This window comes from Caulobacter sp. (genome assembly GCF_965279145.1).
GTDB lineage: Bacteria > Pseudomonadota > Alphaproteobacteria > Caulobacterales > Caulobacteraceae > Caulobacter.
The window spans coordinates 1,343,876-1,356,525 of sequence record NZ_OZ257139.1 but is presented as its reverse complement, the minus strand read 5'-3'; the positions used below and the strand labels follow the sequence as shown (position 1 = coordinate 1,356,525).

At 66.9% G+C, this 12,650-nt stretch carries 10 protein-coding genes; 6 read left to right on the top strand and 4 right to left on the bottom strand.

Annotated features, from left to right (window positions below; all coding sequences use genetic code 11):
* Nucleotides 1-86: 86 nt before the first annotated feature.
* From ACQY9P_RS06285 to ACQY9P_RS06260, 6 genes are all read left to right on the top strand, one after another.
* Nucleotides 87-1,085 carry an NAD-dependent epimerase/dehydratase family protein gene (locus ACQY9P_RS06285; RefSeq protein WP_421736125.1) on the top strand — a complete coding sequence of 333 codons (999 nt, stop codon included), beginning with the start codon at nt 87-89 and terminating at the stop codon, nt 1,083-1,085.
* Nucleotides 1,082-2,176 carry a glycosyltransferase family 4 protein gene (locus tag ACQY9P_RS06280; RefSeq protein ID WP_421736126.1) on the top strand — a complete coding sequence of 365 codons (1,095 nt, stop codon included), beginning with the start codon at nt 1,082-1,084 and terminating at the stop codon, nt 2,174-2,176. Before ACQY9P_RS06285 ends, ACQY9P_RS06280 begins: the two co-directional genes overlap by 4 nt.
* Nucleotides 2,177-2,223: 47 nt before the next feature.
* Complete coding sequence (locus ACQY9P_RS06275) at nt 2,224-4,404, top strand: GumC family protein (protein ID WP_421736127.1); 2,181 nt, start codon at nt 2,224-2,226, stop codon at nt 4,402-4,404.
* A gap of 4 nt (nt 4,405-4,408) precedes the next feature.
* The gene (locus tag ACQY9P_RS06270) at nt 4,409-5,332 is read left to right on the top strand and encodes a glycosyltransferase family 2 protein (RefSeq protein ID WP_421736129.1); all 924 of its coding nucleotides are present in this window, start codon (nt 4,409-4,411) and stop codon (nt 5,330-5,332) included.
* A gap of 118 nt (nt 5,333-5,450) precedes the next feature.
* The gene (locus ACQY9P_RS06265) at nt 5,451-6,548 is read left to right on the top strand and encodes an acyltransferase family protein (RefSeq protein WP_421736131.1); all 1,098 of its coding nucleotides are present in this window, start codon (nt 5,451-5,453) and stop codon (nt 6,546-6,548) included.
* Between the two features lie 371 nt (nt 6,549-6,919).
* A complete protein-coding gene (locus ACQY9P_RS06260; RefSeq protein ID WP_421736132.1) occupies nt 6,920-8,026 on the top strand; it encodes an endonuclease/exonuclease/phosphatase family protein in 1,107 nt (368 codons plus the stop codon).
* A gap of 30 nt (nt 8,027-8,056) precedes the next feature.
* Here the strand turns inward: ACQY9P_RS06260 and ACQY9P_RS06255 are convergent, their stop codons facing one another.
* From ACQY9P_RS06255 to ACQY9P_RS06240, 4 genes are read right to left on the bottom strand one after another with little or no spacing between them, the layout of a single operon-like run.
* Entirely contained in the window at nt 8,057-8,284 is a 228-nt protein-coding gene (locus ACQY9P_RS06255; protein ID WP_421736133.1) for a hypothetical protein, read from the bottom strand.
* A 4-nt stretch (nt 8,285-8,288) separates the two neighbouring features.
* Nucleotides 8,289-10,469, bottom strand: coding sequence for a GumC family protein (locus tag ACQY9P_RS06250; RefSeq protein WP_421736127.1), 2,181 nt, complete (start codon nt 10,467-10,469; stop codon nt 8,289-8,291).
* A 47-nt stretch (nt 10,470-10,516) separates the two neighbouring features.
* Nucleotides 10,517-11,611, bottom strand: coding sequence for a glycosyltransferase family 4 protein (locus ACQY9P_RS06245; RefSeq protein WP_421736126.1), 1,095 nt, complete (start codon nt 11,609-11,611; stop codon nt 10,517-10,519).
* The gene (locus tag ACQY9P_RS06240) at nt 11,608-12,606 is read right to left on the bottom strand and encodes an NAD-dependent epimerase/dehydratase family protein (protein WP_421736125.1); all 999 of its coding nucleotides are present in this window, start codon (nt 12,604-12,606) and stop codon (nt 11,608-11,610) included. The genes ACQY9P_RS06245 and ACQY9P_RS06240 overlap by 4 nt, the downstream gene beginning before the upstream one ends.
* Nucleotides 12,607-12,650: the final 44 nt, after the last annotated feature.

Sequence of the window (12,650 nt, the reverse complement as noted above, 5' to 3'; positions counted from 1 at the left end):
AATGGAGCCTCGGTAGAAATAATTTAAGGCATCTATTCTAAGGATTGGGTAAGTCTAAAGCGCTTGACTGACATCGCGGGGGAAAATTGCGCAAGAGAGTCCTGATCTCGGGCGGCGCTGGTTATGTCGGTCGCGCGCTCTCGCGTGAACTCTACACGACCCATGACGTCTGCGTCGTCGATACGCTGACCTTCGGGCCGGACCGCCTGTCTCCGAAAGACCTTGATCACATCCAACTGGAAACATTGGATATTCTGGACCTGCCGGCGTTGACGGCCGTCGTCGAACGCTTCCGTCCCGACGTGATCGTCCATCTGGCCGCCATCCACTTCATCCCCCTCTGCGAGAACCAGCCCGGCTTCTCGACCGCCACCAACGTCGTCGGCCTGGTCAACCTCCTGTCCGCTTGCCCCCCCGACTGCCGATTCGTCTTCGCCAGCAGCGGCGCCGTCTACGCCCCCTCCGACGACCTGCATGACGAGGCCGCCTCCGAGATCGGCCCCCGCGACGTCTACGGCCTCAACAAGCTGCACGGCGAGGGCTACGTGCGCTATTTCGCCGAGACGCGCCGGCTCTCCACCGTCATCGTGCGTCTGTTCAACGTCGCCGGCCCCGGCGAGACCAACCCCCACCTGCTGCCCGAGATCATCGCCCAGCTGAAGGCGGGCCTCACCACCATCCGCCTGGGCAACATGTGGCCCAAGCGCGACTACATCCACGTCGCCGACGCCGCCCGCGGCTTCGCCGCCGTCGCCCTGCGCGGCGAGGTCCCTCCCGGCGAGACCGTCACCGTCAATCTCGGTACGGCGCAGCAATACTCCGTCGAGGAGATCCTCGAGCGCCTGCGCGCGATCACCGGCCTCGACATCGTCGTCGAGCACGACCCCTCCCGTGCACGCGCGGTCGACCGGCCATATCTGGGCGCCGACATCCGGCGCATCGAGGCCGGCTTCGGCTGGCGTCCCCAACACGACATCCAGGACGCCCTGTCCGACCTCTGGGCCGCCCCCGACCTCAGCCCCCAACTGACCGCGCGCTACAACCTGGCCGCCGAACCCCAGCCCCGCAAAGTCGCCGCTCCATGAAGATCGCGGTCTTCACCGAACTCTACGCGCCAAGCATCGGTGGACAGGAAGCCTTCTTTCGCGGACTGGGCGAAGCGCTCCAAGCCCGCGGCCATACGGTAGACATCTACTGCATCGGCCATGAGCGGGGCCTGGCCCCGACCGAGACCATCGGCGGCCTCGCCGTCCATCGCTATCCCATCGCGGCCACCTACAAGCGCCCCCTGTTCTCGGCCATGCGCCGCGACTGGCCCCAGATGTGCCGCTTCGCCCTGCGCACCCGCGCCGTGGCCAAGAAGGGCGAACACGATTTCTACCTGCTCAACGAATGGCCCCTGCTGCATGTGCTGACCCTGCCCCGCAAGGCCCGCGAGCGCGCCCTCCTGCACTGGTGCGAGGTCCGCGCCTCGGCCTTCTACAGTGTCATGCAGAGCCTGCTGCCCCGCTTCGTTCGCCTCAACGGCGCCATCAGCGACTCGGTGGGCCGCATGATCGAGGCCATGTCCGGCTGTCCCGTCATCACCCTGCCCAGCGGCCTGGACCTGACCCGCGCGGTCTACCGTCCGCGCGCCGAGCGGCGCGATATCGTCACCCTGGGCCGCATAGTCGAACACAAGAACCTGCCCCTGCTCATCGAGGCCTTCGAGATCCTCTGCGACCGCGGCTATGAGGGCCGGCTCAAGATCGCCGGCGGCGGTCCGGACCTGCCCAACCTGCAGGCCCGCGTCGCCGCCTCGCCTCGCCGCGACCGCATCGACCTGCTGGGCGTCGTCAGCGACGAGGAAAAATTCGAGCTCCTGTCGCGCTGCGAGGTCTTCGCCATGCCCAGCCGGCGGGAGGGCTTCCCGCACGTGATCTCGGAGGCCATGTGCTGCGGGCTGCCCGCCGTCACCGCCGACTATCCCGAGAACGGGGCCAAGAACGTGGTGCTGGATTTCGGAGCCGGCGTCGTCACCGGTCAGACCGCCCAGGCTTTCGCCGACGGCGTCGCCCAGGCCCGCGACGATTGGGAACGCTATTCCGCCAAAGGTCTTCAAACGGCTAGAACCTTGGCGTGGAGCTCCATCGCTGAGCGCCTCGAGAGCGAAATTCTTCAGACGTTTGCGGGATAATGGCCTGTGGCGTTGCGATACGCCCGCCCCAAGAGAGCTTGAGTGATATGAGCACCATGGCCGACCATATCGGTGACGGCGAAAGACCGCGGGCCAATGTCGTGGGCGCGATCTCGATGCTGCGCCGCCGGATCGCGCTTTTCCTGGTCGCGGTCCTGGTTTTCGAGGGCCTGGCCATCGGCGCGGCCATGATCAAGCAGCCCAAGTTCACCGCCTCGGCCCGCGTCGTCTTCGATCCGCGCGGCAACGCCGTGCTCAAGGCGCCCGCCAACGATCCGAGCCTCGACTCCATGGCGGTCGACACCCAGGTCGAGGTCCTCAAGTCCCGCGCCACCATCGAGCGGGTGATCAAGCAGAACGGCCTGACCAAGGATCCGGAGTTCAACAAGCAGCTCCCGCCCGGTCTGCTCGCCAGCCTGACCGGCGGCGTCCAGCGCCAGGCCACGTCCAAAGGCCAGGACCCGCTCATGGACGCCACCGTCCAGAACCTCTCCGAGCGCCTGAGCGGCAACAGTCTGGGCCTGTCCTCGGTCATCCAGATCAGCTTCCGCTCGAAGTCCCCCCTCAAGTCCGCCCAGCTCGCCAACGCCTTCGCCGAGGCCTACATCGCCACCCAGCTGTCGGTGAAGACCCAGGCTGCGGCCCGGATGCTCGCCGAGCTCGAAAGCCGTCTGGCCGAACTGCGCGCCAACGCCGAACGCTCCGACACCGCCTGGCGCGAGTATCAGGTCGCTAGCGGTCTGGTCACCACCCAGAGCGCCGCCGGCGCCACCGCCCTGCAACAGGAAATCCAGTCCCTGACCATGCAGTTGGCCGAGGCCCGCGCCGGCCAGGCCATCGCCCAGGCCCAGCAAGGCGTCGTCGCCGGCCTCACCGGCGCCCGCGACACCTTCGGCGAAGCCCAGGAATCCCCCGTCCTCCAGGCCCTCAAGCGCCAGCGCAACGAGGTCAGCGCCAAGCTCGCCGAGGCCAATGTCCGCTACGGCCCCCGACACCCCGAGGTCCTGGCCCAGACCCAGGCCCTCAGGGACATCGAGGCCCAGATCAACGACGAGACCGACCGCGTCCGCCGCACCGTCACCTCCCAGTCCCGCGCCGCCCAGAGCCGCACCGCCGCCATCGAGGGCCAGCTGGCCGCCGCCAACGCCCGCCTGCAGCGCGCCAATATCGCCTCCGTCGGCGAGAGCCAGCTGAAAAACCGCGCCGAGGCCGACATGGCCATCTACCAGACCTTCCTCGAGCGCTACAAACAGGTCTCCGCCGAGGCCGGCATGGAGCGCCCCGACGCCCGGATCATCAGCTACGCCGCCGTCCCCACCAAGCCCAGCTCCCTGCCGCGCTCGCTGATCGCCGCCCTGGGCCTCTTGGTCGGCTGCGCCGCCGGTCTGGTGCTCGTCGTCCTCGTCGAGGCCCTGTTCGGCGGCGTCTACAACACCGCCCAGGTCACCAGCGCCTTCGGCGTCCCCTGCCTGGGCTACGTGCCCGAACTCGAATCCATCCCCATGGCCAGCGGCGGCTTCAAGCGCGGCCAGCGCCCCTCGCCCACCGAGGCCCCGCTCGCAGAACCCCTCTCACCCTTCTCCGAAATGCTCCGCAACCTCCTGGCCGCAGAGCCCTTCAATCTGGGGCAGCATCGCAACTTCACCGTCATGCTTTCCTCCTCGGTCGCCGGCGAGGGCAAGTCCACCTGCTCCATCGCCCTGGCCCGGTCCCTCACCCTCCAGGGCGCACGGGTCCTGCTCATCGACGCCGACCTCATCCGCCACGCCGCCACCCGCCATCTCGGCGCCCCCCAAGCCGGCCTGGTGGAGCTGATCGACGGAACCGCCTCCCTCTCCCAGGTCCTGCAGAAGGACCCCCTCTCGGGCCTCTACTGGATCGGCGTCAGCAAACACGTCGCCGCCCCCGGCGCCTTCGCCAAGCCCGCCTTCCGCGACATCCTCGCCGACCTGCGCGCGCGGTTCGACATCATCATCCTTGACGCCGCCCCCATCCTGGCCACCGCCGACGCCCGACGCCTGGCCCAGGAGGTCGATCGCGTGGTCATGGCCATCCGCTGGTCCAAGACCCCCCGCTCGGCGATCCGCGCCGCCTTCAAGGTCTTCCGCGCGATGGGAATCCCCGTCGCCGGCGCCATCCTCACCCGGGTCGACATGCAAAAGCAGGCCCGCATGGGCGACGCCGACCGCTTCGACGACTACTACCAGTACCAAGCCTATTCGGTCTGAGGCCGTGCCAAAGGCCCAGCCCGACAAAACGCCCACGGTCAGCGTCGTCGTACCAGTCTACAACCGCCCCGACCGAGTCGCCGCCATCGCCCAGACCCTCCGGCGGCAGACCTTCGCCAACTGGGAAGTCGTATTCGTCGACGACGGCTCCGAGGCCGCGCGTCGGCCCAGCCTCGGCGACCTGGACAAGGACCCCAGGTTCCGCCTCGTCGTCCTGCCGGAAAACCGCGGCCCCTCAGCAGCCCGCAACGCCGGCGTGCGGGCCGCGGTCGGCGCCTATGTGGCCTTCCTTGACTCCGACGACGACTGGGCCCCCGAAAAACTCGCCCGTCAGGTCCAGGCCGTCCAAGCCCATCCAGATCCCGCATGCGTATTCTGCGTCACCCAGACCCAGGTGATCATGCCCGACGGCTGGGTCCGAGTGCGGCCTGATTTTAGTCCCGCGCCCGGCCAAAGTTTCGCTGAATATCTCTACTGCGACGGAGGGTTCGCCCAGGCCAGCGCACTGCTACTCGCCCGCGAACTCGCCATGGACCACCCCTTCCACGAGACCCTGCGACAGTATGAGGACCACCTCTTCTACATCGCCCTACACGCCGCCGGCCTCCACTACCTCGTGATCGCCGAACCCCTCTCGGTCTGGCGCAACGACGCCCGACCAGACCGGCTCAGCGCCCATGACGACACCGCTCGCGGCGACCAGTTCCTCGCCATCGCCGCACCCCTCCTGTCAAAGCGCGCCGCCTTGGCCTTCCAACTGCGCGTCCAGGGGCCCGCGCGGTTGCGCGCACAACCCATAAAAACCGCACGCCTCGCCGCCCAAGCCCTCCTATCCCGCGCCCTCTCTCCCAAAACCCTCGCCATGCTCACCGCACGGCTCCTCATCCCACAAAGACTCTGGCGACAAATCCAGAAACTCGCCCCATAATCACTCGTCACAATCTTGTAACAAAGACATCAGCGGTGCTAACGTAAAGTATTCTCCGCCAGGAGGCCAAGGGTTTGCCTTGGTTGAGGTCGGGCCTATTATTTGATGGACTGCTTCAATGCGCCGCCTCCCGCACTTGCAGGCTCTTCGCGCGATCGCGGCTTCTCTGGTAGTGGCTGACCACGCCTTGACCGCGCTAGCGACGCGAGGCTTGGTTGGGGCGCCTGCGCAACAAGCCGGCTACTTTCTAGGTTGGGCGGGCGTCGCCGCCTTCTTGGCCATAAGCGGATTGATCATGATCCGCACTTCTGCTCATCGCTTCGGTCGCCCCGGCGCCGCACTGGATTTCGCATGGCGTAGGATCATCCGGATTGTCCCCCTCTACTGGCTGGCGACCGCTGTCTATTTCATTCTGAAGTCCAAGCTTGGCGAGCATTACTCCGTTGCGGAGATACTCAAGTCACTGCTGTTCTGGCCCTACGCCAATCCGGGCGATGTCGTCATGCGGCCCATCGTCGGCCAGGGCTGGACGCTAAATCTCGAGGTGTTCTTCTACGCGCTGTTCGCCATCAGCCTGACGATGCCTCGGCGCCTTGGCCTGCCGGTCATTCTGGCGAGCCTGCCAGCGTTGGTGCTGGCAGGCCTCGCTGTCAGGCCGTTGGTTCCCTACGCCGATCCGCTCACCCCGGCGGCGTTCTTGACCGATCCGATCATGCTGTTCTTCACTTGCGGCATGCTTCTCGGTCTCGTCGAGCGAACGATCAGCGACCGGATCCGCTTCGACTGGCCCCTGGCCACGGCCATTGGGGCGCTGGGCCTGAGCGCCGCGGCGTTCGTCATCCTCGACCTGCGCTTTCCCCTGCAGATCGTTTGGCAACTGGCGCTAGGGGTTTTCTGCGTCGGCGCGGTGGCCGCCGCGACCTTGACCGACCGTGACGCTTCATGGTGGCCACAAAAGGCCCTCGTCGTGGCCGGGGACGCCTCGTTCAGCACGTATCTGTTTCATCCTCTGGCCATCACGGCGCTGAACATGCTGCCTGTCGCAGGACTGCCCAGGGCGGTTCATGTCGGCGGCTTCGTTGTCGCTGCGTTGATCGGCGGCAATCTCCTCGGCTTCCTGGTTTATCGGCTTGTCGAACGACCGATGACCGAAGGCCTGCGCAAGTTCACCCTGAGGCCGGCATCGGCCGCCGCCGACAATCCGACGCAGCGGTAATTCGCGAGACGGCGGGGGCGGGCGTTGAAATCGCATCGGGCCGCCGTCGGAGGGCGTTGGGCCGGTTCCCACGGATCCACGACTTCAAGTCCTGAACCTTCCTTCGCCCTCAAAGGCTTTTTTGGGGGGCGGTTCAAGATCTTTGGTGAAGTTGCGCGCCGCCTGATTTTACCTAGACTGTGCGTACGCGAGGATGCCTTCACGCTGACCGATGCGCGCTATGCTCGTGGTTTCTGAGGGAAGCCTCAAGGCGTGCTCTGGAATCGAAGCGCCACGCCGCCCGATCCATGCGCGCCCGTCGTTCGGGGGCGTGTCACTTTTTGTTTTGATGATCGCCTCGACCTCAAGCCCAAGGTCCGGCGGGAGAGTCGATGCGTCACCTTTCGAGAATTTTCGAGCCGTTACTGCGGCTGAAGCCCGGGACGCGCGGTCCTCAACGGGTGAGAAGGCCCGCAAAGCCCATCAAGAAACGGACGCCGAGAACGCCGCCGCGTGTCACGGTGCTGGTGACCTTATCCTGCCTGCTGGTGATCTTGGCCGCGTTCAGCATGTCCTGGGTGGCGGCCGCTTGGGTTTGGTCCGCCGACCTTGTCACGCTCTTTCAGCCCTGGCTGGTCATCGCCGCCGGCGCGCTGATGTTTGCCTGCCTGATTGCGCGCACGCGACTGCTTCTGATCGCCAGCATCATCCTGTCAGCCAACGTGCTGGTCATGGCCGCGCCCTGGCTTCGAAGCCTCGATCGCCCGCCGCATACTGGTCGGGTCCTGACCGTCGCGACGTTCAACATTCTCTACAACAATACCGACGTGCGCCCCTTTCTGCTCTGGGCGCGGCGCTCGACGCCCGACCTGATCGCAGTCCAAGAAGTTGCCGATCCCTGGGGCGCCGCTTTCGAGACCTTGAAGGATACGCATCCCTATTCGGCGCGCGTCGTCGCACATCTGTCCTATGCGCCGATCGACCTGCTGAGCCGCTATCCGATCAAATCTGCTGAGTACTATTGGATCGATCAGAATCGTGTCGCGCTCACTGCCATTGTGAACGTCGATGGCCAGGATATCGAGAGCACGATCCTGCACCCGCCATCCCCTCGAGATCCGGATCTTTGGCGGGAACGCAACTATTACTTCATGCGCGTGGCGACGGCGGCAGGCTGGGCCGGTCATGGACCGCCTCCGCCGTCGGCGCGGATGGTCCGGTTGGCCTTGGGCGACTTCAACGCCACGCGCTGGTCGCCGCATTTTCAGAACTTCCTGCGCCAGACCGAACTCTATGACGCCGACCACAGCTGGTCGCCGCGCACCACCCGCGTGCTGATGCGGTATGATGACTGGGTCATCGGCGCGCCGATCGATCATGTCCTGATCTCGCGAGGCGTCCGCTCGCTGGGCTGCCAGGCCGGGCCGTTTCTGGGGTCCGATCACCTGCCTCTGACCTGCCGCCTGGAGTACCCTCTGGCGCCGCCGCCACGTCGCTGATGTTTTTGTTACGAGGGGTATGGCGAGTGATTATGGGGCGAGCTTCTGGATTTGTCGCCAGAGTGTTTGTGGGATGAGGAGCCGTGCGGTGAGCATGGCGAGTTTTTCGGGCACCCAGTCGCCGTCGGAGTCAAGGAAGGCCACATAGGTGCCGACCGCGGCCCGCACGCCGGCGATGGCGGCGACTCGGTCGGGGCGGTTGTAGACTGGTACGACGACGCTGACCGTGGGCGTTTTGTCGGGCTGGGCCTTTGGCACGGCCTCAGACCGAATAGGCTTGGTACTGGTAGTAGTCGTCGAAGCGGTCGGCGTCGCCCATGCGGGCCTGCTTTTGCATGTCGACCCGGGTGAGGATGGCGCCGGCGACGGGGATTCCCATCGCGCGGAAGACCTTGAAGGCGGCGCGGATCGCCGAGCGGGGGGTCTTGGACCAGCGGATGGCCATGACCACGCGATCGACCTCCTGGGCCAGGCGTCGGGCGTCGGCGGTGGCCAGGATGGGGGCGGCGTCAAGGATGATGATGTCGAACCGCGCGCGCAGGTCGGCGAGGATGTCGCGGAAGGCGGGCTTGGCGAAGGCGCCGGGGGCGGCGACGTGTTTGCTGACGCCGATCCAGTAGAGGCCCGAGAGGGGGTCCTTCTGCAGGACCTGGGAGAGGGAGGCGGTTCCGTCGATCAGCTCCACCAGGCCGGCTTGGGGGGCGCCGAGATGGCGGGTGGCGGCGTGGCGGATGAGGTCGGCGTCGATGAGCAGGACCCGTGCGCCCTGGAGGGTGAGGGACCGGGCCAGGGCGATGGAGCAGGTGGACTTGCCCTCGCCGGCGACCGAGGAGGAAAGCATGACGGTGAAGTTGCGATGCTGCCCCAGATTGAAGGGCTCTGCGGCCAGGAGGTTGCGGAGCATTTCGGAGAAGGGTGAGAGGGGTTCTGCGAGCGGGGCCTCGGTGGGCGAGGGGCGCTGGCCGCGCTTGAAGCCGCCGCTGGCCATGGGGATGGATTCGAGTTCGGGCACGTAGCCCAGGCAGGGGACGCCGAAGGCGCTGGTGACCTGGGCGGTGTTGTAGACGCCGCCGAACAGGGCCTCGACGAGGACGACGAGCACCAGACCGGCGGCGCAGCCGACCAAGAGGCCCAGGGCGGCGATCAGCGAGCGCGGCAGGGAGCTGGGCTTGGTGGGGACGGCGGCGTAGCTGATGATCCGGGCGTCGGGGCGCTCCATGCCGGCCTCGGCGGAGACCTGTTTGTAGCGCTCGAGGAAGGTCTGGTAGATGGCCATGTCGGCCTCGGCGCGGTTTTTCAGCTGGCTCTCGCCGACGGAGGCGATATTGGCGCGCTGCAGGCGGGCGTTGGCGGCGGCCAGCTGGCCCTCGATGGCGGCGGTGCGGCTCTGGGCGGCGCGGGACTGGGAGGTGACGGTGCGGCGGACGCGGTCGGTCTCGTCGTTGATCTGGGCCTCGATGTCCCTGAGGGCCTGGGTCTGGGCCAGGACCTCGGGGTGTCGGGGGCCGTAGCGGACATTGGCCTCGGCGAGCTTGGCGCTGACCTCGTTGCGCTGGCGCTTGAGGGCCTGGAGGACGGGGGATTCCTGGGCTTCGCCGAAGGTGTCGCGGGCGCCGGTGAGGCCGGCGACGACGCCTTGCTGGGCCTGGGCGATGGCCTGGCCGGCGCGGGCCTCGGCCAACTGCATGGTCAGGGACTGGATTTCCTGTTGCAGGGCGGTGGCGCCGGCGGCGCTCTGGGTGGTGACCAGACCGCTAGCGACCTGATACTCGCGCCAGGCGGTGTCGGAGCGTTCGGCGTTGGCGCGCAGTTCGGCCAGACGGCTTTCGAGCTCGGCGAGCATCCGGGCCGCAGCCTGGGTCTTCACCGACAGCTGGGTGGCGATGTAGGCCTCGGCGAAGGCGTTGGCGAGCTGGGCGGACTTGAGGGGGGACTTCGAGCGGAAGCTGATCTGGATGACCGAGGACAGGCCCAGACTGTTGCCGCTCAGGCGCTCGGAGAGGTTCTGGACGGTGGCGTCCATGAGCGGGTCCTGGCCTTTGGACGTGGCCTGGCGCTGGACGCCGCCGGTCAGGCTGGCGAGCAGACCGGGCGGGAGCTGCTTGTTGAACTCCGGATCCTTGGTCAGGCCGTTCTGCTTGATCACCCGCTCGATGGTGGCGCGGGACTTGAGGACCTCGACCTGGGTGTCGACCGCCATGGAGTCGAGGCTCGGATCGTTGGCGGGCGCCTTGAGCACGGCGTTGCCGCGCGGATCGAAGACGACGCGGGCCGAGGCGGTGAACTTGGGCTGCTTGATCATGGCCGCGCCGATGGCCAGGCCCTCGAAAACCAGGACCGCGACCAGGAAAAGCGCGATCCGGCGGCGCAGCATCGAGATCGCGCCCACGACATTGGCCCGCGGTCTTTCGCCGTCACCGATATGGTCGGCCATGGTGCTCATATCACTCAAGCTCTCTTGGGGCGGGCGTATCGCAACGCCACAGGCCATTATCCCGCAAACGTCTGAAGAATTTCGCTCTCGAGGCGCTCAGCGATGGAGCTCCACGCCAAGGTTCTAGCCGTTTGAAGACCTTTGGCGGAATAGCGTTCCCAATCGTCGCGGGCCTGGGCGACGCCGTCGGCGAAAGCCTGGGCGGTCTGACCGGTGACGACGCCGGCTCCGAAATCCAGCACCACGTTCTTGGCCCCGTTCTCGGGATAGTCGGCGGTGACGGCGGGCAGCCCGCAGCACATGGCCTCCGAGATCACGTGCGGGAAGCCCTCCCGCCGGCTGGGCATGGCGAAGACCTCGCAGCGCGACAGGAGCTCGAATTTTTCCTCGTCGCTGACGACGCCCAGCAGGTCGATGCGGTCGCGGCGAGGCGAGGCGGCGACGCGGGCCTGCAGGTTGGGCAGGTCCGGACCGCCGCCGGCGATCTTGAGCCGGCCCTCATAGCCGCGGTCGCAGAGGATCTCGAAGGCCTCGATGAGCAGGGGCAGGTTCTTGTGTTCGACTATGCGGCCCAGGGTGACGATATCGCGCCGCTCGGCGCGCGGACGGTAGACCGCGCGGGTCAGGTCCAGGCCGCTGGGCAGGGTGATGACGGGACAGCCGGACATGGCCTCGATCATGCGGCCCACCGAGTCGCTGATGGCGCCGTTGAGGCGAACGAAGCGGGGCAGCAGGCTCTGCATGACACTGTAGAAGGCCGAGGCGCGGACCTCGCACCAGTGCAGGAGGGCGCGCTCGCGGGCCTTGCGGGGCAGGGTCAGCACATGCAGCAGGGGCCATTCGTTGAGCAGGTAGAAATCGTGTTCGCCCTTCTTGGCCACGGCGCGGGTGCGCAGGGCGAAGCGGCACATCTGGGGCCAGTCGCGGCGCATGGCCGAGAACAGGGGGCGCTTGTAGGTGGCCGCGATGGGATAGCGATGGACGGCGAGGCCGCCGATGGTCTCGGTCGGGGCCAGGCCCCGCTCATGGCCGATGCAGTAGATGTCTACCGTATGGCCGCGGGCTTGGAGCGCTTCGCCCAGTCCGCGAAAGAAGGCTTCCTGTCCACCGATGCTTGGCGCGTAGAGTTCGGTGAAGACCGCGATCTTCATGGAGCGGCGACTTTGCGGGGCTGGGGTTCGGCGGCCAGGTTGTAGCGCGCGGTCAGTTGGGGGCTGAGGTCGGGGGCGGCCCAGAGGTCGGACAGGGCGTCCTGGATGTCGTGTTGGGGACGCCAGCCGAAGCCGGCCTCGATGCGCCGGATGTCGGCGCCCAGATATGGCCGGTCGACCGCGCGTGCACGGGAGGGGTCGTGCTCGACGACGATGTCGAGGCCGGTGATCGCGCGCAGGCGCTCGAGGATCTCCTCGACGGAGTATTGCTGCGCCGTACCGAGATTGACGGTGACGGTCTCGCCGGGAGGGACCTCGCCGCGCAGGGCGACGGCGGCGAAGCCGCGGGCGGCGTCGGCGACGTGGATGTAGTCGCGCTTGGGCCACATGTTGCCCAGGCGGATGGTGGTGAGGCCCGCCTTCAGCTGGGCGATGATCTCGGGCAGCAGGTGGGGGTTGGTCTCGCCGGGGCCGGCGACGTTGAACAGACGCACGATGACGGTGGAGAGCCGGCGCGTCTCGGCGAAATAGCGCACGTAGCCCTCGCCGTGCAGCTTGTTGAGGCCGTAGACGTCGCGGGGGCCGATCTCGGAGGCGGCCTCGTCATGCAGGTCGTCGGAGGGGGCGTAGACGGCGCCGCTGCTGGCGAAGACGAATCGGCAGTCGGGGGGGCAAGCGGACAGGAGGTTGACCAGGCCGACGACGTTGGTGGCGGTCGAGAAGCCGGGCTGGTTCTCGCAGAGGGGGATGAAGTGGATGGCGGCCAGATGGACGATCACGTCGGGACGGAAGCGTTCGACGACGGCCGTCAACGCCGGCAGGTCCAGAATATCCAATGTTTCCAGTTGGATGTGATCAAGGTCTTTCGGAGACAGGCGGTCCGGCCCGAAGGTCAGCGTATCGACGACGCAGACGTCATGGGTCGTGTAGAGTTCACGCGAGAGCGCGCGACCGACATAACCAGCGCCGCCCGAGATCAGGACTCTCTTGCGCAATTTTCCCCCGCGATGTCAGTCAAGCGCTTTAGACTTACCCAATC

Coding starts and splice junctions, on each gene's coding strand:
- ACQY9P_RS06245 (WP_421736126.1), bottom strand. CDS start 11,611: ATGAAGATCGCGGTCTTCACCGAACTCTACGCGCCAAGCATCGGTGGA.
- ACQY9P_RS06275 (WP_421736127.1), top strand. CDS start 2,224: ATGAGCACCATGGCCGACCATATCGGTGACGGCGAAAGACCGCGGGCC.
- ACQY9P_RS06260 (WP_421736132.1), top strand. CDS start 6,920: ATGCGTCACCTTTCGAGAATTTTCGAGCCGTTACTGCGGCTGAAGCCC.
- ACQY9P_RS06265 (WP_421736131.1), top strand. CDS start 5,451: ATGCGCCGCCTCCCGCACTTGCAGGCTCTTCGCGCGATCGCGGCTTCT.
- ACQY9P_RS06250 (WP_421736127.1), bottom strand. CDS start 10,469: ATGAGCACCATGGCCGACCATATCGGTGACGGCGAAAGACCGCGGGCC.
- ACQY9P_RS06280 (WP_421736126.1), top strand. CDS start 1,082: ATGAAGATCGCGGTCTTCACCGAACTCTACGCGCCAAGCATCGGTGGA.